This window comes from [Clostridium] hylemonae DSM 15053 (assembly GCF_008281175.1).
Taxonomy (GTDB): domain Bacteria; phylum Bacillota; class Clostridia; order Lachnospirales; family Lachnospiraceae; genus Extibacter; species Extibacter hylemonae.
In genome coordinates this window covers 2,559,120-2,581,975 of the sequence record NZ_CP036524.1, presented here as the reverse complement: position 1 = coordinate 2,581,975, position 22,856 = coordinate 2,559,120, and the positions used below count along the sequence as shown (strand labels likewise).

The window sequence follows — 22,856 nt, the reverse complement described above, 5'->3', positions numbered from 1 at the left end:
AAAACTCCCGTCCTAAATCATTAGGACAGGAGTGGATTCCTGCGGTGCCACCTAAATTCATTCTTTCTGCAACAATAAAAAGAATGCGCTCAGCCATGTACGATCATACATGCTCCATATGATAACGGTTGGATTCCGTCGCCCCTACTCTGACGCGGTGCGCGTCATTTTGGTTTGCCCTCGCAAGTCCATTCACTGAGACGGATATTATCACGGTTCCACCGTCCGTGACTCTCTGTAAATATGTCGTCAAAGCTACTACTCTTGCTCATCGGTTGTTAATTTTGCTTTATTATAATGCAGTAATAAAGAATTGTCAACCGCAAATTGTATTTATTTTATTTTTTCCCGCTGTCCATGCCTGTACCGCGGAACGCCCTGATCTGCGCAAGCCTGGCCTTGACCTGTGCTTCTGCGCCCTCGTCGGTCGGATGATAGTAGGTCTTGTCTTTTAAACTGTCGGGCATACACTGCATCGTTGTCAGCTTATCGTCAGAGTCATGGGCATACTCGTAGCCTTTTCCGTAGTGCAGGTCTTTCATCAGCTTTGTTGGCGCGTTGCGCAGGTGGAGGGGCACCGGTTCCGCCAGACACTTCTGTGCGTCCGCGCGGCATGTCTCACAGGCGATATACAGAGCGTTGGACTTGGGCGCCATGGACAGATAGGTGACAACATGGGTGAGGTGTACATTGCACTCCGGCATTCCGAGAAAATGACAGGCCTGATAGCCGGCCACGGCCAGCGGAAGAGCCTGGCTGTCTGCCATGCCGACGTCTTCACTTGCAAAGCGGACGAGCCTGCGCGCGACATAGAGCGGGTCTTCCCCTGCTTCAAGCATCCGTGAAAGCCAGTAGACCGCCGCGTCGGGGTCGCTGTTGCGCATGGACTTGTGAAGCGCGGAGATGAGGTTGTAGTGTTCCTCCCCATTTTTGTCGTAGAGCAGTGATTTCCTGCTGATGCACTGTTCGATGGATGCTTTCGTGACAATGGTCTTTTCGGGCGTGAGTTCGCCGTTGAGAACAGCCATCTCAAGCGTGTTCAGGGCAGTGCGCGCATCCCCGTTGGCAAAGCCGGCGATCATCTGGAGGGATTCCGGTGTGATATCTACATTGAGATGCCCGAATCCGGCCGGGGAGGAGAGCGCGTGGCCGAGCAGGCGCAGCAGGTCCTTTTCTGTGAGCGCCTGAAGGACAAATACTTTACATCTGGACAGAAGAGCAGCATTGATCTCAAACGAAGGATTTTCCGTCGTGGCTCCGATGAGGATGATGCTTCCCTTTTCCACATATGGCAGGAAGGCGTCCTGCTGGGCTTTGTTGAAACGGTGGATCTCGTCCACAAAGACGAGCGTGCGGATGCCGGCATGCCTGTCCTTCTCTGCTTTGGACATTACTTCTTTGATTTCTTTGATTCCGCTTGTGACAGCGCTGAAATCGATAAAATCCGCTTTTGTCCTCCTGGCGATGATGCGGGCCAGCGTCGTCTTGCCTACGCCCGGAGGTCCCCAGAATATCATGGATGATATCTGGTCTTTGTCAATGAGCTGCCGCAGCAGTCTGCCGGGACCAAGCAGATGTTCCTGCCCGGCAAAATCGTCCAGGCTTTCAGGCCGGAGCCGGCTGGCGAGCGGGGTGAGCTCCCGTTCGTTATCAAAAAGAGAGAGTTGTTCGTTCATAACTGGTCACTCCTTATCTAAGACATGGATCTGTATCACTCATTATACCAAACATACATTCGCAATGGAATAGAAAATCAGGAAAAAGTGAGCGGAATGTTTACAGTCACTGGGAAGAATCTGTATAATGAACATATCAGATCCATGTGAGCAGAAAGGGAGAACTATGAGCAGAAAGTTACGCTGCCTGGCAGGGGTATTAGTCCTGCTGTTCTGTCTGACGGCCGGCGGCTGCGGCGGTGCGGACGATTATGGAATATCCGCCGGCGGAGCCGGACAGGAGACAGGAGACAGAGGAAATACAGTCAAAGTTGAGGAGTCGGGGGAATATACTTCAAAAGAAGAAGTTGCGGCTTATATTCATACATATGGGCATCTGCCGGATAACTATATCACGAAGAGAGAGGCAAAAGCGCTCGGCTGGGACAGCAGGAAGGGGAACCTGGACGAGGCGGCGCCGGGAAAAAGCATCGGCGGTGACCCGTTCGGCAACTATGAAGGGCTTCTGCCGGAAAAGCCGGGCCGGAAATATTATGAGTGTGATATCGGCGGAGACGGAGGGTACCGGGGGGCAGAGCGGATCGTCTATTCGGACGACGGCCTTGTCTATTATACGGAAGACCATTATGAGAGTTTTGACTTGTTATACGAAGGGAAATGACAGGAGGGAAAGATGAAGGAAGTTATACTGGATGCCGCACATATGCAGAAGAAAGAAGAGACTCATGTATACCTCAGGGAGAAGTTTGGATTTCCGGATTATTACGGGGCCAATCTGGATGCGTTTTACGACTGTCTCACGGAATGCGCCGGGCTGAGAGTCATCGTGCTGAATCATGCGCAGGCCGGTCCTTACGCGTCCGCGGTCATACAAATAATGATGGATGCGGATGCAGAAGTCGAATTGCGTTAATACGCCGGTAATGTTATAATGATTGCAAATATTTAAGTGCGGACGGACCGGATGATCTTATGCGGCGAAAGCGGACCGGGATATCTGCGCGAGGAGCGGAAAGGGGCACATTATGAAAGTCCAGATATGTATCGGAAGTTCCTGCCATCTGCGGGGATCGGAGACGATCGTAAAGACGTTTAACAGGCTTCTGAAAGAGGAGAAGCTGGAGGCGCAGGTAGAACTGTGCGGTTCCTTCTGTATGGGAGCCTGTTCCAAAGGGGTAAGCGTGAAGATCGGGGAAAATATTTATCATGTGAAGCCGGAAGACGCGGAAGATTTCTTCCGTGAAGTCATACGGAAGGAGGCGGCCAGGTGAGGGTAATCGATTTTAAAGATGCAAGCTGCAGACATTGTTATAAATGTGTACGCAACTGTGAGGTAAAGGCGATCTCGGTACAGAACGAGCAGGCGCATATCATGAAGGACCACTGTATCAACTGCGGCCACTGCCTGGAAGTCTGTCCCCAGAACGCCAAGACATTTGCCAGTGATATGGAGCGGGTAAAGGGGTATCTGAAACAGGGGATGAAAACAGTCATCTCCATAGCGCCGTCCTACCTCGGCGTTCTGGAATATGAAAAGCCGGGACAGGTGGTGGACGCGCTGCTGAAGCTGGGGTTTTATGAGGTGCGTGAGACGGCGGAAGGAGCCGCCCTTGTGACGCAGGAGTACCGGAAGCTTCTGAAAGACGGAACAATGAAAAATATCATCACAACGTGCTGTCCAAGCGTCAATGATCTGATCGAAAAATATTATCCTGCCCTGACCGGGCAGATGGCGCCTGTCGTGTCCCCTATGATCGCCCACGGACGTCTCATAAAGCAGATATATGGTGAGGACACGAAGGTTGTATTTCTCGGGCCGTGTATCGCAAAAAAGGAAGAGGCTGTCGGGGACAAGAGGGTCATCGGCGCGGTAGATGCCATTCTCACCTTTGAGGAGATCACAAAGTGGTGGGCGGCAGAGGGAATTGACGTGAATGCCTGTGAGGACCGCCCGCTCGGCAACCCGGATCCGAGGGTGAACAAGCTGTATCCCGTCGGCGGGGGGATCGTAAAGTCGATACTGGCGGATTCCGTGGAGGACAATTACTATAAAGTGTATGTGGACGGCCTGAAGCCCTGTATGGAGCTGTTCGAGGAGCTTATGAAGGGCGAGATCTCCGACTGCTTCTTTGAAGTGAATGTATGTGAGGGCGGATGCATCAAGGGTCCGGCTTCCGACAAATGGCAGCAGACGGTCATCAAGGCGAAGATGAACGTGGAAGATCAGGTTGGACACAGGGAACCTGCGGAAGGGATCGACGGCAGCAGCATTTCCATGGAAAAGCAATTCCATGACCGTCACGTTGCGGACAGGATGCCGGATGGAAGCGAGATGCGGGACGTCCTGAAAGCCATGGGAAAATACACGGCGGAGGATGAATTGAACTGCGGCGCCTGCGGGTATCCGACGTGCCGTGCAAAGGCAGTGGCCGTGTACCAGAAGAAGGCAGAGATAGGCATGTGCCTTCCCCATGCGCTGGAACAGGCCGAGTCCATGTCCAATGTCGTCATGGATGTGACGCCGAGTATGATCCTCATCGTGGATAAAGATATGCGCATCCGGGAGTGCAACAAGAAAGCGCAGGAGATGCTTGACGTCTCCCGTGAGGAAGCGCTGGAGCGGTACATATTTGAATTCCTGGACGACAGAGATATCGCGGAAGTCCTGCGCACGAAGCGGCAGGTCATCCATAAGAAGGTGGGGCTGGAATCCATCGGAATGACTGTGGTGGAATCGATCATTTATATCGAGAGTCTGGAATCCGTACTTGTGACATATCAGGATATCACGAAGGAAGAGAAGGCAAAGGAGCAGCATTACAACCTGAAGATAGAGACTGTGGAGATGGCGCAGAGAGTCATTGACAAGCAGATGATGGTTGCACAGGAGATCGCGGGACTGCTCGGGGAGACGACGGCGGAGACAAAGGTGACGCTGTCCAAGCTCAGAGATTCTATTCTTTTTGAAGAAGAAGGAGAGTAGTATGAATGTAAGTGTAGATGTGGCATGGAAGAGCCTGAACAAGCACGGGGAAGAACTGTGCGGCGACAAGGTGGAAGTGCTCAAGACCGGGGACTCCGAGATCGTCATACTGGCGGACGGTATGGGGAGCGGCGTGAAGGCAAATATTCTGGCGACGCTCACATCCAAGATACTGGCGACCATGTATCTGGAGGGCGCCCCGATCGAAGCCTGTGTGGAGACGATCGCGAAGACGCTGCCGGTCTGCAAGGTGAGGGAGGTGGCATATGCCACGTTCAGCATCCTGCAGATATTCCACAATGGGGACGCGTATCTCGTGGAATTTGACAACCCGTCCTGTGTGTTTGTAAGAGACGGAAAAGTCGTGGACTATCCTTATGAAGAGCGGGTCATAGAGGACAAGGTCATCCATCTGTACCGGTTCAAAGTGCAGTTGAATGACTGCTTCGTACTTATGAGCGACGGCGTCATCTATGCTGGAGTGGGGGAATTGCTGAACTTTGGCTGGACGTGGGACAGCATGGCGGAATACACACTGAAATGTACAAAAGAGACACTTTCCGCCTCCCGTCTGGCGGCTATGCTGAGCAAAGCATGTGATGACCTGTACGGGCAGAAGCCCGGGGACGACACGACAGTGGCCGTCACCAGAGTGATCGAACGGCGCATCGTCAATCTCTTCACCGGACCGCCGACACAGAAGGAAGACGATGAGCGCGTGGTGAAGGACTTTATGAGGGGCGAAGGCAGGAAGGTCGTCTGTGGTGGTACGAGCGCCAATATAGTTGCAAGGATCCTGCATAAAGATATCGTCACATCGCTGAACTATGCGGACCCGAATGTCCCGCCGACAGCGTCCATAGATGGATTAGACCTTGTGACGGAAGGCGTCCTGACACTCGGGAAGGCGCTCAATCTTCTGCGGCGTTACGAGCAGGACGAATTTGATGAGGCGTTCTTTGATGAGCTGGACGCGGAAAATGGCGCGGCAAAGCTGGCGAAGCTGATCATAGAAGAGTGTACGGAATTGAACATGTTTGTCGGGAAAGCGGTCAACACGGCGCACCAGAATTCCAATCTGCCGTTTGATCTGAGCATCCGCATGAACCTTGTGGACCAGCTGAAGGAATGTGCGGAGCACATCGGGAAAAATGTAAATGTAAAGTATTATTGAGAAGAAGGACAGAACACAGGCGGAGATTCCCACAAGTGGGATTCTCCGCCTGTGTAACATTATTGTGAGTTATCCGTTTCTATGATAAAGGGGGTGATAAAGTGGAGAAGGATTTGCTCGAGCAGGTCTATATGGAATATATGAAGCCGGTTTACCTCTATCTTTTCTCCCTTTGTCACAGCCATGAGACAGCGGAGGATCTGACGCAGGAAACATTTCTCAGGGCGCTCTGCTCCCTGGAGCAGACAGAGCGGATCCTTCCGTGGCTTCTCAGGGTGGCGAAGAACCTGTATATAGACGTCTGGAGAAGAGAGAGGGCATCCCGGATGCAGCAAGAAAGGGAATTGACAGACGAGGAAGAGGAGATACTGGAGCAGCTCATAAAGAAGGAACAGAACCGGAGACTGTACGGGACGATACTCTGCCTGAGCGACAGAGAGCGGGAGGCGGTCGTGCTTTATTACTTTGCCGGATTTTCCCAGGAAGAGATCGGACGGCAGATGGAGATCGGGCATGGGAATGTCCGGGTGATACTGCACCGGGCCAAACGAAAGCTGAAAGAGATGCTGAAGGAGTCTGACGGAAAGAGGCATGGGGGCAGTGATACCAAAAGGAGGGTGTGACGTATGAACTACAGGGAGCGATTCAGGAAATATGTGGACGGGACGCTTGAGGGGGAGGAGAGAGCCCGGATAGAGGAAGATCTGGAGAAGACGCAGGTGCTGCTCGACTATCTCGACAGCAGCATAGATGAAGAACTGTTTTCCGCTGAGGATGAAAGTGCCGGAAAGGATAAGCCGGGGAGGGCGCAGTGGAATGGCCGGGAGCATGACTTGAGCCGCCGCATATCCCGTGCCGTGAACAGAAAGCTGCGCCGTTATGCCGCTGTTACAGGGGCGGTCGTGCTGCTGCTTGTGTTTATCGGCGTCAATGTGCTGTCCCCTGCGCTGGACGCGCTTTACTATAATCCGTCGCGGCCGAAGGCTTCGGATCCGCCCATCGACCTTAATATGGCGGTGTACATGGAACTTATGTGCGCAGACAAAGGATATGCCAATGTACATGTGCGCCCGGAGGGATACGGGAGGCATTCCATTGATGTACAGACACAGAGGAACGGCAGAACAGACCATCATTATCTGGAACTGAACAAGAACCATCTGTACTGGACCGATATGAGCTGGAACCAGTCTGAAGTTCCCGGAAATGCGTTCACTTACTGCGTGGAGGAGAGGGACTCGTTCTCAGGGATATCCGCCAGGGAGGCGGCGGACAGACTGCAGGGGCTGCCGGATACGATGGCCGTCCGTGCGGCCATATCGTTCAAAGAGCCAAAAGATACCGGCCGGCTCGTACAGTTTATGGATAAATACAGCGGGGAATTCCTGTACGTACCTTTTGAGACGTATGAGGATCAAAAAGGAACGATGACGGAATATATGGGATACCGGCCTGACGCGGCGGGCTATGTGAGGACAGACAGCTATGATGCGGAGAAGTACCCGTACCTGGATCTGGCACAATACGAAAAAGACGGCAGGATACCGGCAGATGTCCTGGAAAAGCATGTCATTTCCCTGCTGGCTTACATGACGGACAACGAGCGGTTCGGACGGATATTTGCGTCGGAAGTGCCGGGGGAGAATGTGTTTAACAGGATAAAATTTGAATCGGCGCTCGATTACGTGAAAAAGAACGGGGTAAACGGATACGGCGCGGTCGTCAATGCCGGCCGGGACGAACTGCTGGAACTGCTGGCAGACCCGGATGTGGACGGCGTATATCTGATGGATGCACATTTAAATCTATAATGACAGTATAAAACAGGACGCGGTCCCGTTGCGGGTCTCTGCGTCCTGTTTGTTTTCCTGTGCTGCCCGGCACTGCGGAGCATGCTGGGAGGCGGCAGTATTAACGTAGCATGTCAAGTGTCTCCCAGAAGGCGGGATAGGACACGTCCACACACTGGCTGTTGTTGATGCGGCTCTCTCCTTTGGCGGACAGAGCGGCCACGGCGAAGGCCATGGCGATACGGTGGTCCATATGGCTTTCAATGAAGGCGCCCTTTAGCCCGCCGCGGCCTTCTATGATCATACCGTCCTCCGTCGGTGTGACGCAGGCTCCCATGGCGCGCAGATTCTCCGTGACGGTAGCGATGCGGTCCGTCTCCTTGACCTTAAGCTCCGCCGCGTCGCGGATGACGGTCGTCCCTTCCGCGCAGGCGGCCATGACAGCGATAACCGGGATCTCGTCTATGAGGGAAGGTATGAGATCCCCCTCGATGACAGTTCCGTGCAGGCGGCCCGGCGTCACGAGGAGGTCGGCTCTGGCTTCTCCGCCCTGTACCGTTTCATTTAAACGGGTGACGCGGGCGCCCATATTTTGGCATACCGTTAGGAAACCGGCTCTCGTAAAGTTGGTGCCCACATTTTTTAAAAGCAGTTCTGAGCCTGGAACGGTGAGTCCGGCGGCGATGAAGTATGCCGCGGAGGAGATGTCTCCGGGCACATGGATCTGCCGGCCGTAAAGCTCTGTACACGGGGCAAGCTCCGCTGTGGCGCGGCCGTCGGGGTGCATGGCGGCCGACAGTGCGGCTCCGAAGTTCTGCAGCATCAGTTCGGTATGGTTCCGTGAGAGACTCGGTTCTGTCACAGAGGTCGTGTTGTCCGCATATAATCCGGCGAGCAGCACGGCTGATTTTACCTGGGCAGATGCCACGGGGGATTCGTAGTGGATGCCGTGTATGCGGCCGGGTTCGATCTTCAGCGGCGCGCAGCCGTTTCCGTTCACACTTGTGACGGACGCGCCCATGTTCCTAAGAGGGGTGATGATCCGGCCCATGGGACGCGAGTTTAGCGACGCGTCGCCGGAGAGGACAGAGGTGAAATCCTGCCCGCAGAGGATGCCGGATATGAGGCGGGTGGTCGTGCCGCTGTTTCCAACGTCCAGTATCCCGGCCGGCGGACGCAGGCCGCGAAGGCCCTTTCCGTGGACGAGAATACATTCCTGCCGCTGTTCGATCTCTACGCCCATCTTACGAAAGCAGCCGATCGTTGCCAGACAGTCCGCCCCCTCGAGGAAGTTGGTGATCTCCGTCGTTCCGAGCGCGATGGAACCTAACATGACGGCGCGGTGGGAGATGGATTTGTCACCCGGCACGCGCACCGTTCCTTTCAGCCCGGAAGATCTTCCTATGTTTTTAACGCTCATATACAATGTACCTGAATTTCTGCAGTAAATCCGCCGCCTTCGAGGAGGAAACCCCGTCGTAGAATTCAATGCGCAGAACCCCTTCTTCAAATTCTCTGTTATGTACGATCCCGATATTTTTGATGTTCAGACTGTTCGATGCCAGTATGGTCGCAATAGCCGCGATACCGCCGGCTTCGTCTATAATGTCGCAGTATACGGCAAAGGCCTTTTTGATTGGACCTGCGGAAGATTCCGGGATGGAATTCCGGTAATTTCTGGAGTTGTCAAACAGGTCGTAAAGTCCCTGCTCGTCGGCGCGGTCCACGGTCTCTTTTGCCCTCTGGAGCGCGGCGATGTATTCCCCGAGAATGCCGGATATATTCTCTCTGTTTTTCAGGCAGATATGCTGCCACATGGCAGGCGACGACGACGCGATCCTCGTGATATCTTTGAATCCGCCGGCGGCCAGCTGCTTCATCATCTCATCTTCTGTGTCGGTATCCTTCACGAAATTCACAAGACTTGAGGCGATGATATGCGGCAGATGGCTGATCGTGCCGGTGATATGATCGTGTTCCCGGTAGTCGAGGACGACCGGTATGGCTTTCAGCGCTTCGGTAAACTCCCGGTACCGTTTTACTTTCTCCTGCGGGACCTTTGCGGACGGCGTCAGGACATAGTAGGCATTTTCTATGAGCATGGCCTTGGAGTTTACATAGCCGCTCTTTTCAGAACCTGCCATCGGATGGCCGCCGATAAAATAATCTTCAAGACCGAGGGCTTTCACTTCCTCATGAATGTTCGTTTTGACGCTCCCTACGTCTGTCAGGATACAGCCGCTGTGCATGAAACCCTGGACCTGCTTCAGATAAGCGGTATTGTAAGCTACAGGGGCACAGAGATAAATGAAGCTGCAGTCTTTGAAGTTGTTGTCTATTGAAGTTGCCGCCACATGGATCAAAGACTCCTGCGTGGCGAGGGCAAGCGTCTCTCTGTTTTTGTCAAAAGCCACGATCTCATAGTCCGGAAAATACTGCCGGATGGCTTTGGCGATCGAACCACCGATGAGACCAAGGCCGATAAAACCAATTTTGTTATGCATAGCTACACACCTTTCTTCCTTTGAGCAGGGGCTGAAATGTATTGCAAAACGCAGCTTTACTCAAAAGTTTACGTCCTAAATTCTAACTTTTCTTTCCGGTTTTGTCAATACTATAGCGCTTTAAAGTGAAAAAGCACTATTTGTTGTAAAGAATGCATAAAAGAGTTGTAAAAAGGCACAAGTTTTAGTACAATATATACATGAGATTTTACCAATATAAGGAGGCAGCGAATTATGAAGGTTTACAGAACGGATGAGATTAGAAACGTAGTCCTTTTAGGACACGGAGGAAGCGGAAAGACGAGCCTTACAGAGGCTATGGCTTATGTATCAGGAGCAACAAATCGGATGGGAAAGATATCAGATGCCAACACGATTAGTGATTTTGATAAAGAAGAACAAAAACGTAAATTCTCAATTAGTACAACCTTAGTGCCCATCGAGTGGGAGAAAGCCAAGATCAATGTGCTTGACACACCGGGATACTTTGACTTCGTGGGAGAAGTGGAAGAGGCGGTAAGCGCGGCCGACGCGGCGGTCATCGTAGTGTCCGGAAAAGCGGGCGTGCAGGTCGGAACGGAAAAGGCATGGCAGCTGTGCGACAAATATAATCTTCCGCGTATGGTATATGTCACGGAGATGGACGTAGACGACGCCAGCTTCCGTGAGGTGGTGCAGGAACTCACCGACAAGTACGGCAAAGTGATCGCGCCGCATTTTCAGCCGATCCGTGAAAATGAAAAGCTGGTCGGGTATGTCAATGTTATTAAAAATGCGGGGAGGCGTTATACAGGAATCGGAGAGCGCGAAGAATGCGAGATCCCGGATTACTGCAGACCGAACCTTGAGATCTACAGGGAAAAGCTTCTGGAGGCCGTTGCAGAGACGAGCGACGAGTTTATGGAGCGTTATTTTGCGGGAGAAGAATTCTCAGTGGAGGAGATCCGTGCGGCCATGAGGACCGAGGTCATGGACGGCAGCATCGTTCCGGTGTCCATGGGCTCCAACATTCAGGCGCAGGGCGTGGCAAATCTGTTGTCCGATATCGTGAGATTTTTCCCGAGTCCCGACAACAGAGAATGTGCGGGGATCAACCGTAAGACAAATGAGATATTCGAGGCAAACTACGAATTTTCAAAAGCAAAGTCTGCTTATGTGTTCAAGACGATGGTAGACCCGTTTATCGGAAAGTATTCTTTCATAAAAGTGTGCTCCGGCGTGCTCAAGGGCGAAGATATACTTTATAACGCAGATTCAGATACAGAAGAGAAACTTGGAAAGATCTATACGATGGTCGGAAACAAGCCGGTGGAGGTATCGGAGATGTTCGCAGGCGACATCGGCGCGATCGCCAAGCTTTCCAGCACGAAGACGGGAGATACGCTCTCCGCCAAGGGAACGCCCGTACTGTACGGAAGGACAGAATATTCCAAGCCGTACACTTATATGAAATACATATGCAAGAACAAAGGAGACGAGGACAAAGTGTCCCAGGCGCTCCAGAAGATGATGGCCGAGGACGTCACACTGAAGGCTGTCAACGACAGTGAGAACAGACAGACGCTGCTCTACGGCATGGGCGACCAGCATCTCGACATTGCAGCGAGCAAGCTTGCGGCAAGATATAAATGTGAGATCAGCCTTGACACTCCGAAGGTAGCCTTCCGCGAGACGATCAAGAAAAAATCTGACGTTGATACAAAATATAAGAAGCAGTCCGGAGGACACGGACAGTACGGCCACGTGAAGATGACGTTTGAACCGTCGGGAGATCTGGAGACGCCGTTCGTATTTGCGGAGACGGTAGTGGGCGGCGCTGTGCCGAAGAACTACTTCCCGGCAGTGGAAAAGGGACTTCAGGATTCAGTAGTAAAGGGTCCTCTGGCAGGTTATCCGGTAGTGGGCGTAAAGGCCACGCTCTATGACGGCTCTTATCATCCGGTCGATTCTTCGGAGATGGCGTTCAAGACGGCCACAGTACAGGCATTCAAGAAAGGTTTCATGGAGGCGGCCCCGGTTCTGCTTGAGCCGATCGCGTCCCTGAAGGTGACCGTTCCTGACGATTACACCGGTGACGTCATGGGAGATCTGAACAAGCGCCGCGGACGTGTGCTCGGCATGAATCCGACGGCCGGAGGTTTCCAGGTGATCGAGGCCGATATCCCGATGACGGGACTGTTCGGTTATTGTACAGTTCTCCGCTCCATGACAGGGGGAAGAGGCACGTACGAATATGAATTCAGCCGCTATGAACAGGCTCCTTCTGACATTCAGGAAGCTGAAGTTGCCAAGAGAGCTGCTGACAGCGAATAATAATTATAGAAGAAAAGCCCTTAAGGGCTTTTTTTCTTAAAACAAAAGTGCTATAATCTCTATGCTATATTGAAAACAATAGAGAATATATATGAGGAATAGAAAATGAAAATTGTGATCATAGGTGACGGAAAAGTCGGCCATAAACTGACCGCTCAGTTATCTGAAGAGAATTACGACATTGTGCTCATTGACCAGAATGAAGGAAAGTTAAAGGAGGCGCTCAACCAGCTGGATATTTTCTGTATAACTGGAAATGGCGCTGATGTAGAGATTCAGAAACAGGCCGACGTGCCCCACGCTGACCTTGTCATTGCCTGTGCGTCCACAGATGAGCTCAATATGCTCAGCTGTCTGCTGGCGAAAAGACTCGGAGCGAAACATACGATAGCGAGGGTAAGAAACCCTGTCTATTACCGGCAGATAGATCTGCTGAAGGAGGATCTGCATCTGAGCATGGCTGTCAACCCGGAGCTGGCGGCGGCGAACGAGATAGCGAGGGTGCTGCTTTTCCCGGAGACGAGCAAGGTAGAGACATTTATGAAGGGGAGAGTCGAGCTGGTTGAATTTCCGGTCCGTGAAGAGAGTCATCTTATCGGGCTGTCACTTGCTGAGATCTATCAGAAATATCAGATCAAAATTCTCGTATGCGCGGTAAAACGGGGGTCAGAAGTCTATATACCGGACGGAGACTTTGTGCTTGAGCGGGGAGACAAGCTGCACATCGCGGCGGCCCACCAGGAGCTGAAGTCCTTTTTCTGCGCGCTTGGCCGTAAGACGACAAAGGTGAGGAAGGTGCTGATCTGCGGGGGCGGCCACGTATGTTTTTATCTAACTGGACAGCTGCTGCAGGCCGGCATGCAGGTTAAGATCATAGAACAGAATGAGAAGAGATGCGAGGTGCTCTGTGAGAACCTTCCGCGGGCGACCATAATCCACGGAGATGCCGCAAGCCATGAACTGCTTCTCGAAGAAGGGATCCAGAGCGCGGACGCCGTTGTCGCGCTGACCGGGATGGACGAAGAAAATATCATTATGGCGCTGTTTGCCAAGACGCAGGGCGTCAACAAGATCGTGGCCAAGGTAAACGAGGATACGAGGGCACAGATGGTGGAAGGTCTTGGAATAGACAGTATCATTTCCGCCAAGAGCGCAACCGCGGACGCTATACTCGGGTATGTGAGAGCGAGAAACAATTCGGCCAGAAGCGTGAACATGGAGACGATGTACCGGCTTATCAACGGAAAGGTAGAAGCGCAGGAGTTTATCATCAAAAAAGAAGGCGATTATATAAATATACCGCTGAAAGACCTGCCTACAAAGCCGAATAACCTTATCGCCTGCATCGGGCGCAACCGGAAGATCATCATTCCGGGCGGGGAAGACCATCTGGAAGTCGGAGACAGTGTGATCATCATTACAAAAGAACATGTCATCAATGATTTGAGCGATATACTTGCATAGGGAGTCTAAAGAAAAGTTATGAATACAAAAATGATACGTTATATATTGGCCAAGATGCTCGGAGTGGAAGCGGCCCTTCTGCTCCTGCCGGCACTGGTGGGCGCTGTCTACGGAGAGAAAGAGGCTCTTTGTTTTCTGCCGGTATCAGCGGTCCTGCTTGTCATTTATTTCATCGCGGGGAAGCGTAAGCCCCAGAACCGTACGATATACGGGAAAGAGGGCATGATAATCGTTGCCAGCGCCTGGATTCTCTGGTCACTGTTCGGAGCACTGCCTTTTACACTGTCCGGAAGTATCCCTTATTATCTCGATGCGGTCTTTGAGACAGTGTCTGGTTTTACGACGACAGGTTCTTCTATCCTTCAGAACATAGAGGAACTTCCGCAGTGCATGCTTTTCTGGCGGAGCTTTACGCACTGGGTCGGCGGTATGGGCGTGCTCGTTTTTGTCATGGTGCTCACGAGTCTGGACAAAAAAATACGATGTACCTTATGCGTGCCGAAGTTCCGGGTCCTGAGAAGGATAAGCTTGTACCGAAGATGATGTCGACGGCCCGTATTTTATACGCCATGTATCTGGGACTTACGCTTATCGAAGTCATTCTTCTTTTATTTGGCGGAATGAATCTGTTTGACGGCCTGATCCACGCTTTCGGCACGGCCGGCACGGGAGGGTTCTCCAATTACGGGGCCAGTGTGGGACATTTTGACAGTGCCTATATTGACGGTGTCATCACAGTCTTTATGATACTGTTTGGCATCAACTTTAACCTGTATTTCCTCCTTCTGCTCGGCGAGGCGAAATCAGTCTGGAAGAATGAAGAGCTCAGGGTGTATCTCGGAATTATCGCTGGTGCGGTCGCGGTCATCACACTGAACATCAGCGGCCAGTTTCCGAATCCTTTGCAGGCGTTCCGCTATGCTTCCTTCCAGGTGGCCTCTATCATTACGACGACCGGATACGCGACGGCAGATTACAACGGATGGCCGATGCTGTCGCAGTGCATACTGATACTGCTCATGATCATCGGCGCCTGTGCCTCCTCTACCGGAGGCGGTATCAAAGTGTCCCGGTTCATGATCATCATAAAGAGCATCAAGCGGGAGATAAAGCAGATGCTGCATCCGAAGTCTGTGAACCTTATCAAAGTCAACGGCAGGAAGATCGGTCCGGATGTGCTCCGCGTCGTATATATCTACCTGCTTGCGTATATGGGAATTGTCGTGGGCTCCATACTGCTTGTGTCCATTGACAATCTGGATTTTGGAACTACGTTCAGTTCGGTCATGGCCACGCTGAATAATATCGGACCTGGTATCGGCGATGTGGGTCCGGTGGGCAACTTTGCGGAGTTTTCGCCACTGTCCAAAATAGTGTTCTGTTTTGACATGCTGGCGGGAAGACTTGAGATATTCCCGTTCCTCATGCTGTTTACACTGTCGGCGTGGAGGAGAAAGTTCTGACGGAGGGAATCAAGAGAAGGAGAAGTTTATGAAAAAGTCTAGGAAACTTATTGTGGCAATTATCATCATACTGGCAGCGGGCCTTTACTATTATGTCTCTTTGCCGGCTATCAACATTCATTCATCGGATGTATGGTTCTTTGTACTGTTTCTGCTGGCAGCTGCGGCTGTACTGTATGCGGTGCGCAAGAAGCTTGGAAGAGGAGAACTGAAGCAGAATAAAGTGATGAAGACGCTCGGAGTCCTTGTTCTGGGTGTGGGCGTGATCTATCTTATAGGGGCGCTGCTGTCCTCGCCGATCGTAAACGCCAAGAAGTACCAGAAGCTTATGAAGGTGGAAGAAGGAGAGTTTACGGAGGATGTGGAGGAACTGTCATTTGACAAGATCCCGCTGCTTGATAAGGATACGGCAGAACTTCTCGGCGACAGGAAGATGGGAAGTATGGTGGACATGGTCTCCCAGTTTGAGGCGGATGAGATCTACAGCCAGATCAACTACAAAGGCAATCCGGTGCGCGTGACACCGCTCAAGTATGCAAGTCTTATCAAGTGGTTTACGAACCGTTCAAACGGAATACCGGCTTACATCCGCATCAATATGGCTACTCAGACGACTGAGCTTGTCAAGCTGGAGGAAGGGATAAAGTACACGACGAGTGAGCATTTCAACCGGAATATATACCGTCATCTCAGATTTGCCCATCCGACGTACATCTATGATGATCTGAGCTTTGAGATAGACGAGGAGGGGACGCCGTACTGGATCGCTCCTGTAAAGAAATTTAATATCGGCCTGTTCGGCGGCGAGACAGTGGGCAAAGTGGTGCTCTGCAACGCGGTCACAGGCGAGACGGAGGAATATAAGATAGAGGATGTCCCGCAGTGGGTCGACCGCGCGTATTCCGCGGACCTGCTCGTTGACTTGTTTGATTATTACGGAACTTTGAAGCATGGGTTCTTTAACAGCGTGCTCGGGCAGAAAGACTGTCTGAAGACGACCGACGGATATAATTATCTGGCGCTGGATGATGATGTCTGGATGTACACGGGCGTCACGTCTGTGAACGGCGACCAGTCCAATGTCGGATTTGTGCTTTCCAACCAGCGGACGATGGAGACGAAATATTACAAGGTGGAAGGCGCGACGGAGACGTCGGCCATGTCCTCGGCAGAGGGACAGGTACAGAACCTCAAATACACAGCCACATTCCCGCTGCTTCTGAATATCGCGGATGAGCCGACCTATTTTATGGCGCTGAAGGACGATGCGGGGCTTGTAAAGAAGTATGCCATGGTCAATGTACAGAAGTACCAGATCGTGGCGATCGGCGACAGCGTAAGCCAGTGTGAGGAGAATTATCTCGATCTGCTGCTGAGCAACGGTGTGAAAGAGGTGGAGAAGGATACGAGAGAGGTGATGACGGCCACCGGCAAGATCACGAAGATCGCGCAGGCGGTTATCGATGGTTCATCGCATTACTATGTCATGCTGGAAGGCTCGGATGAAATTTTCGACGTGTCCGTGGTTGATTTCATCGATATCGTCAAATACGATGTGGGGCAGGAAGTCACCATCGAATATAAACAGGGAGAGAAAGCCAACACGGTGATGTCTCTTACGGAAGGCAAGGCAGCGGCTGATACGAAAACGGAGGAATAATGGAACTTAGTATATTGTTGGCAGAACAGATCGTGGCTCTGTTCCTTATGATGGCGGCAGGCTATGTGCTGGTGAAATCAGGTTTGTTTGAGTCAAAGGACAGCAAGGTCCTGTCCAATATAGTCGTATATGTCTGTTCCCCCTGCGTTGTAGTGAATTCCTTTCAGATAACACTGACAAAAGATAAGATCATGGGGCTCCTGCTGGCGGCGGCAGGAGCTGTTATTATACATGTCCTTCTTGTCGGAGGGACGAGGCTCGTGCAGAAGCCGCTGAATCTGAATCCGATAGAGAAGATGTCGGTCATCTATTCCAATTCCGGAAATCTTATCGTCCCGCTCGTCTCTTCCGTGCTCGGACAGGAGTGGGTATTTTACTCGACCGCGTACATGGTCGTGCAGACACTGCTGCTCTGGACGCACGGGATCGGAGTGATTGACCGCGAGCCGCAGAAGAATTATAAGAAGATACTTCTGAACCCGAATATCATAGCCATATTCATCGGCGTGCTTCTTTTTGCCGGGGGCGTGCGTCTTCCCGTTCCGATCCGGGACTGTATCGGCGGGTTCGCGGATATGATAGGACCGGCCAGCATGCTCGTCATCGGAATGATCATCGGAAACATAGACTTGAAGTGGGTATTCAGACAGAAGAGACCTTATTTTATCTGCTTTATCAGGCTCATCGCTTTTCCGCTCATATTCATCGCAGTATTCTGCTTTGCGGGAATGCAGGGGCTTCATAAAGACGCGGAGTACATACTGCTCGTTGTGCTGCTGGCAGGTTCTGCGCCGGCCGCTGCCATGGTGACGCAGCTGGCGCAGATATACAATAAAGACGCAATGTATGCAAGCGTCATAAATGTAATGTCCATCATATTCTGTATTGTAACGATGCCGGCCATGACATTATTGTACGAATTTTTAGTATAATTGGTAAGAATTTTGAAAGGGGTCAGACCCCCTGCCATAGCAGGGGTCTGACCCCTTTCAAAATTCAATCTATTGCCTGACTATATTCGTCGATCTTATTTAATACTCTGTCTTTTTCTGCACCTTCCAGCGGAACCGGACAGTAGTCGTTGTATCCGCCTGCCGACGACAGTGAGCACGGTATCATGTTGATGTTATCGTCTTTCTTTACGCCGTCCTTCGTGATGGTGAATGTCTGCTGGAATATCATCGTATCTTTGTCCTCCGGGTTGGAGTTGCCTCCGAAACAGAAGTTGCCGAGGCTGTAGGCGATGTACCGTCCTTTATACTTTTCCACGCCCTGGAGAACATGCGGGTGGTGTCCGATAACGAGATCGGCGCCTTCGTCGACGGCGAGGCGCGCCAGCGCTTTCTGCGTGTCGTTCGGGACGTATTCCCGCTCGATGCCCCAGTGAAAATTGACGATGATCAGCTGTGCGCCGGCTTCTTTGAGGGCGGCGATATTTTCCTTCACCTGCTGTTTCTTTTCCATATGTTCCGCCAGTTCGTATATACCGGTCAGTCCCACCTTTACCCCTTTGATCTCGAGGATATCCACCTTCTCGTAACCGAAGGTGGCAACGCCTGCGTCTTCCAGTGCCGTGACCGTGTCCGTGTAGCTTTTCTCGCCGTAGTCGCGGCTGTGGTTGTTGGCAAGGTTGGCCGCCTCCACAGAGCTGCCGGACAGGATGGCTGCGTATTCGGGCGGTCCCTTGAAGGCATACGTCTTTTCTTCGCGCTGATCTTCCGTGGTAAGAGTACCTTCCATGTTGACGATGGAGAGATCATCAGCCTCCAGAATGGGCCGTACATTCTGGAAGAAATAGTCGGCGCCCCGGGCAATGTAATAAGCGTTCAGGCTTGTGTCGGGATTGAAGTTCACATCTGTTCCGAGTGTGCAGTCACCGATGGAACTGACCGTGATGGACGTCGATTTTTTTGTGTCCTTTTCCCCTTTTTTTGTATGGATGACAATATTTTTGACCTCTACTTTGGACGTGTCAGGTTTTTCTTTCTTTGTCTCTGTCTTTGCCGTCTTTTTTCCGCTGTCAGGCTTGTCTTTTGCAACGATACTTTTTATGCCGGCGGCAACTGCGATACATAATATGACGGCGAGGAGAGCGCCAAGCATCAGCCGGAGCTTTCTCTGCTTCCGGCGCCTGTCCCTTTTTCGTTTTGCGTCTTTGATCCCACTCATAATCTTTTTCTCTTGTAAAAGGGGCAGTTCAATTCTGAACTGCCCTGCATTCCCTCACTATGTAGTTACAGATAAATATATATACTGAACACGAACGGTTCAATAGATCAATTCAATAACGTACAGTCCGCCATGTCTATTCCGGACAGTTCATCCTTTGTAGCGCTGAGACTTACGTAAAATTCAATTTCGCATTCCCTGGAAACCTTTTTCAGTCTCTCAATAAATTCCGGCACATTTTCCAGTGAGATATCGGCATGCTTCAAAAGCCCGTCGATAAATACACATTCAATGTCGTGGTTGGAACTATACATGCCATATAAAAATCCGATGTACTCATCAATATTTTCGATTGATTTAAAGTCATCCATACAGATCGTGCGGATATCAAACGCCACACTTGCCGTATCACGATGTGTCTTTTTAATAAATACTACATTGCCATTGCAGACTTTCACCTGGCTGTTAGCCTGTTCGATCATCTGCTGTGTCTTTCCGCTGCCTTTAGGGCCAATCAATAAATTTACCATGGGAAACACTCCTTTTTTATGTATTTGACATACGTATTTTCTTGTCTTTTATTATACATTAATTCTCCATGATAGACAACCAGAAAAGTGAAATAAATTGAAGGGAATAACTTGACACAAAAAACGCATGTGGTACAATTAGAAATAGTGTTAAAATAGGAGGAATAAACCATGAGCACACCTTATAATCATAAGGCAATAGAGAAGAAATGGCGCGGACGCTGGGAGGAGAATCCGGTGAACGTCAAAGAAGATGAGAATGGAAAACGCCAGAAATATTACTGTCTGGACATGTTCCCATATCCGTCGGGAAACGGGCTTCATGTGGGACACTGGAGAGGATATGTGATTTCTGACGTCTGGAGCAGATATAAATTACTGCAGGGGTATTATATTGTCCATCCGATGGGGTGGGATGCTTTCGGTCTTCCGGCTGAGAACTATGCCATCAAGATGGGAGTGCACCCTGCCAGATCCACAGCGGAGAACGTAGAGAATATCAAACGTCAGATCAATGAGATCGCGGCGCTGTACGACTGGGACATGGAAGTGAATACGACAGACCCGGAATTCTATAAGTGGACGCAGTGGATATTTGTGAAAATGTTCAAGGAAGGCCTTGCGTATGAGAAGGAATTCCCTATCAACTGGTGTCCTTCCTGTAAGACAGGCCTGGCAAATGAAGAGGTTGTCAACGGTAAATGCGAGCGCTGCGGCACCGAGGTGACGAAGAAGAACCTGCGCCAGTGGATGCTGAAGATCACCGCCTATGCAGAGCGTCTGCTCAACGATCTGGACAAGCTCGACTGGCCGGAAAAAGTGAAGAAGATGCAGGCCGACTGGATCGGCAAATCATATGGCGCGGAAGTCGACTTCCCGGTAGAAGGAAGAGAGGAAAAGATCACAGTCTACACGACGAGACCGGATACATTGTACGGCGCAACATTCATGGTACTTGCGCCGGAGCATGAGCTTGCGGCAAGTCTGGCCACTCCTGAGACAAAAGAGGCAGTTGAAAAATATATTTATGACGCTTCCATGAAGTCCAACGTAGACCGTATGCAGGACAAGGAAAAGACCGGTGTATTTACCGGAAGCTATGCAGTCAATCCTCTCAACGGAGAGAAGACGCCGATCTGGCTGTCCGACTATGTACTTGCAGATTACGGTACCGGCGCAATCATGTGTGTTCCGGCCCATGACGACCGTGACTTTGAGTTCGCAAAGAAATTCGGTATCCCGATCGTGCAGGTCATTGCAAAAGACGGAAAAGAAATAGAAAATATGACAGAGGCATACACAGAAGCAAACGGAACGATGATCAATTCCGGGGAGTGGAACGGTATGGAATCTGCTGTGCTGAAAAAGGAAGCGCCCCACGTTATCGAAGAGCGGGGGATCGGCAAGGCGACGGTAAATTACAAGCTCAGGGACTGGGTGTTCTCACGCCAGCGTTACTGGGGAGAGCCGATCCCGATCATACATTGTCCGGAATGCGGGGCGGTCCCGGTGCCTGAGGAAGAACTTCCGCTGACACTGCCGGACGTAGAGTCCTATGAGCCGACAGGAACAGGAGAGTCACCGCTGGCCGGAATTGAGGAGTGGGTGAACTGTACGTGTCCGGTGTGCAAAAAGCCGGCCAAAAGAGAGACAAACACGATGCCTCAGTGGGCAGGATCTTCCTGGTATTTCCTCCGTTATGTGGACAACCACAACAGCGAAGCGCTCGTATCGAGGGAAAAAGCAGATGAGATGCTTCCGGTAGATATGTATATCGGCGGTGTGGAGCATGCGGTGCTTCACCTTCTGTACTCCCGTTTTTACACAAAGTTCCTCTGTGACATCGGGGCGGTAGATTTTGACGAGCCGTTTAAGAAGCTGTTCAACCAGGGGATGATCACCGGTAAGAACGGTATTAAGATGAGCAAATCAAAAGGAAACGTAGTCTCTCCGGACGATCTGGTGAGAGACTACGGATGCGACTCTCTGAGGATGTACGAACTCTTCGTCGGCCCCCCGGAGCTGGACGCAGAGTGGGATGACCGCGGTATTGACGGTGTAAACCGTTTCCTGAAGCGGGCATGGAATCTTGTGATGGAGAGCAAAGACAAAGATATCAAAGCGACAAAGGAAATGATCAAAGTCCGCAATAAAATGGTGTACGATATCACGACACGTCTGGACAGCTTCAGCCTGAATACGGTAATATCCGGATTTATGGAACACAATAACAAGCTGATCGAGATCGCCAAGAGAGAAGGCGGGATAGACAAAGAGACGCTTTCAACACTTGCAGTGCTTCTCTCTCCGTTCGCGCCTCATATGGGCGAGGAGCTCTGGGAGCAGCTCGGACATGAAGGCAGTGTATTTAACGCCGGATGGCCGTCATATGATGTGAATGCCATGAAAGATGATGAAGTGGAAGTTCCGGTTCAGATCAACGGCAAGACAAGGGCGGTAGTCACCGTACCGGCGGATGTGTCCAAGGAGGACGCCATCGCGGCCGGAAGGGAAGCTGTGGCCGACAAGCTGACGGGGACGGTTGTCAAAGAGATCTATGTGCCGAAGAAGATCATAAACATCGTGCAGAAATAAAGGGCCCATCACTACAGAATATAAGTGAAAAATACACAGCGCAGGCGGTAGAGAGTACGGTCTGCGCTGTTTTGATAATGTATTGGATGAGGCAGAAGTTTCTGTATTATCATAGTTACCGGACCGGAATACTGATTTAAGAAAGGGAGGGTATGGTTTTGGTAGAACTGAATGAACAGGCGAAAGCCTACATGCTGAAATATGAGTGGAAACATATCGTTTTGAACATTGAGGATATAACGAGCTGATGTGCTCCTCCGTACAAGGAGATGTCGGTAAGCTTTACCGACGAGGGCAGCGATGCCATGCTGGCGAAAGGATACGAGACAGATGAAAGCGAGCTTGGAAATGTCTATTATCCGAGAGAAGGTATCATTATACCAGATCATATAGCAGTGAATTATATAGAATATCCCTGGATCACCTGCTTTGAGGTGGAAGGGGTCGAGATCCTGAAGGAAGACGGCGGTGAAACCGCCGGAAGTCAGAAAGGTTTGGACGGTTTTTGACAGAAACAGTCTGAGGGAAGAGGTAT

At 51.2% G+C, this 22,856-nt stretch carries 18 protein-coding genes, 1 pseudogene and 1 other annotated feature; of the genes and pseudogenes, 14 read left to right on the top strand and 5 right to left on the bottom strand.

Annotated elements, in window-relative coordinates; all coding sequences use genetic code 11:
- Window positions 1-18: 18 nt before the first annotated feature.
- Window positions 19-281: a binding site (T-box leader), on the bottom strand.
- Window positions 282-338: 57 nt separating this feature from the next.
- Window positions 339-1,676, bottom strand: coding sequence for a replication-associated recombination protein A (locus tag LAJLEIBI_RS11945; protein ID WP_006442330.1), 1,338 nt, complete (start codon window positions 1,674-1,676; stop codon window positions 339-341).
- Window positions 1,677-1,842: 166 nt separating this feature from the next.
- Here LAJLEIBI_RS11945 and LAJLEIBI_RS11940 point away from each other — a divergent pair, with 166 nt between their 5' ends.
- The 7 genes from LAJLEIBI_RS11940 to LAJLEIBI_RS11910 all read left to right on the top strand — a co-directional run bounded on the left by LAJLEIBI_RS11940 (window position 1,843) and on the right by LAJLEIBI_RS11910 (window position 7,644).
- Window positions 1,843-2,337 (top strand): ribonuclease domain-containing protein, encoded by a 495-nt coding sequence (locus LAJLEIBI_RS11940; RefSeq protein WP_147570443.1) that lies wholly within the window; start codon window positions 1,843-1,845, stop codon window positions 2,335-2,337.
- A gap of 12 nt (window positions 2,338-2,349) precedes the next feature.
- Window positions 2,350-2,589 carry a barstar family protein gene (locus LAJLEIBI_RS11935; protein ID WP_006442327.1) on the top strand — a complete coding sequence of 80 codons (240 nt, stop codon included), beginning with the start codon at window positions 2,350-2,352 and terminating at the stop codon, window positions 2,587-2,589.
- A gap of 112 nt (window positions 2,590-2,701) precedes the next feature.
- The gene (locus tag LAJLEIBI_RS11930) at window positions 2,702-2,947 is read left to right on the top strand and encodes a (2Fe-2S) ferredoxin domain-containing protein (protein ID WP_006442326.1); all 246 of its coding nucleotides are present in this window, start codon (window positions 2,702-2,704) and stop codon (window positions 2,945-2,947) included.
- Window positions 2,944-4,659 (top strand): [Fe-Fe] hydrogenase large subunit C-terminal domain-containing protein, encoded by a 1,716-nt coding sequence (locus LAJLEIBI_RS11925; protein ID WP_006442325.1) that lies wholly within the window; start codon window positions 2,944-2,946, stop codon window positions 4,657-4,659. Before LAJLEIBI_RS11930 ends, LAJLEIBI_RS11925 begins: the two co-directional genes overlap by 4 nt.
- Before the next feature lies 1 nt (window position 4,660).
- Window positions 4,661-5,833: a SpoIIE family protein phosphatase gene (locus tag LAJLEIBI_RS11920; RefSeq protein ID WP_040434800.1), complete on the top strand. Its 1,173-nt coding sequence runs from the start codon at window positions 4,661-4,663 to the stop codon at window positions 5,831-5,833.
- Between the two features lie 101 nt (window positions 5,834-5,934).
- A complete protein-coding gene (locus tag LAJLEIBI_RS11915) occupies window positions 5,935-6,456 on the top strand; it encodes an RNA polymerase sigma factor (RefSeq protein ID WP_006442323.1) in 522 nt (173 codons plus the stop codon).
- Between the two features lie 3 nt (window positions 6,457-6,459).
- Window positions 6,460-7,644, top strand: coding sequence for an anti sigma factor C-terminal domain-containing protein (locus tag LAJLEIBI_RS11910; RefSeq protein WP_006442322.1), 1,185 nt, complete (start codon window positions 6,460-6,462; stop codon window positions 7,642-7,644).
- A gap of 100 nt (window positions 7,645-7,744) precedes the next feature.
- Here LAJLEIBI_RS11910 and aroA read toward each other — a convergent pair whose 3' ends face one another.
- Window positions 7,745-9,043 (bottom strand): 3-phosphoshikimate 1-carboxyvinyltransferase, encoded by a 1,299-nt coding sequence (aroA, locus tag LAJLEIBI_RS11905; RefSeq protein WP_006442320.1) that lies wholly within the window; start codon window positions 9,041-9,043, stop codon window positions 7,745-7,747.
- Entirely contained in the window at window positions 9,033-10,127 is a 1,095-nt protein-coding gene (locus LAJLEIBI_RS11900; RefSeq protein WP_006442319.1) for a prephenate dehydrogenase, read from the bottom strand. The genes aroA and LAJLEIBI_RS11900 overlap by 11 nt, the downstream gene beginning before the upstream one ends.
- Before the next feature lie 234 nt (window positions 10,128-10,361).
- On the opposite strand from LAJLEIBI_RS11900, the gene LAJLEIBI_RS11895 reads away from it, so the two are divergent.
- The 5 genes and pseudogenes from LAJLEIBI_RS11895 to LAJLEIBI_RS11875 all read left to right on the top strand — a co-directional run bounded on the left by LAJLEIBI_RS11895 (window position 10,362) and on the right by LAJLEIBI_RS11875 (window position 17,959).
- Window positions 10,362-12,440 (top strand): elongation factor G, encoded by a 2,079-nt coding sequence (locus LAJLEIBI_RS11895; protein ID WP_006442318.1) that lies wholly within the window; start codon window positions 10,362-10,364, stop codon window positions 12,438-12,440.
- 105 nt (window positions 12,441-12,545) lie between these two features.
- Entirely contained in the window at window positions 12,546-13,904 is a 1,359-nt protein-coding gene (gene trkA / locus LAJLEIBI_RS11890) for a Trk system potassium transporter TrkA (protein ID WP_006442317.1), read from the top strand.
- 18 nt (window positions 13,905-13,922) lie between these two features.
- Window positions 13,923-15,367: pseudogene (locus LAJLEIBI_RS11885) on the top strand (TrkH family potassium uptake protein).
- 28 nt (window positions 15,368-15,395) lie between these two features.
- Entirely contained in the window at window positions 15,396-17,027 is a 1,632-nt protein-coding gene (locus LAJLEIBI_RS11880; RefSeq protein WP_006442315.1) for a hypothetical protein, read from the top strand.
- Window positions 17,027-17,959, top strand: a complete 933-nt coding sequence (locus LAJLEIBI_RS11875; RefSeq protein ID WP_006442314.1) for an AEC family transporter — start codon at window positions 17,027-17,029, stop codon at window positions 17,957-17,959. Before LAJLEIBI_RS11880 ends, LAJLEIBI_RS11875 begins: the two co-directional genes overlap by 1 nt.
- Window positions 17,960-18,023: 64 nt before the next feature.
- Here LAJLEIBI_RS11875 and LAJLEIBI_RS11870 read toward each other — a convergent pair whose 3' ends face one another.
- Together LAJLEIBI_RS11870 and LAJLEIBI_RS11865 are read right to left on the bottom strand one after the other, a co-directional pair.
- Window positions 18,024-19,196: a CapA family protein gene (locus tag LAJLEIBI_RS11870; RefSeq protein WP_006442313.1), complete on the bottom strand. Its 1,173-nt coding sequence runs from the start codon at window positions 19,194-19,196 to the stop codon at window positions 18,024-18,026.
- A 107-nt stretch (window positions 19,197-19,303) separates the two neighbouring features.
- Window positions 19,304-19,726: a hypothetical protein gene (locus LAJLEIBI_RS11865; RefSeq protein WP_006442312.1), complete on the bottom strand. Its 423-nt coding sequence runs from the start codon at window positions 19,724-19,726 to the stop codon at window positions 19,304-19,306.
- Between the two features lie 171 nt (window positions 19,727-19,897).
- Between LAJLEIBI_RS11865 and leuS the strand changes: the two genes are divergently transcribed.
- The gene (gene leuS, locus LAJLEIBI_RS11860) at window positions 19,898-22,321 is read left to right on the top strand and encodes a leucine--tRNA ligase (RefSeq protein WP_006442311.1); all 2,424 of its coding nucleotides are present in this window, start codon (window positions 19,898-19,900) and stop codon (window positions 22,319-22,321) included.
- A gap of 269 nt (window positions 22,322-22,590) precedes the next feature.
- Window positions 22,591-22,830 (top strand): hypothetical protein, encoded by a 240-nt coding sequence (locus LAJLEIBI_RS11855; protein ID WP_006442309.1) that lies wholly within the window; start codon window positions 22,591-22,593, stop codon window positions 22,828-22,830.
- Window positions 22,831-22,856: the final 26 nt, after the last annotated feature.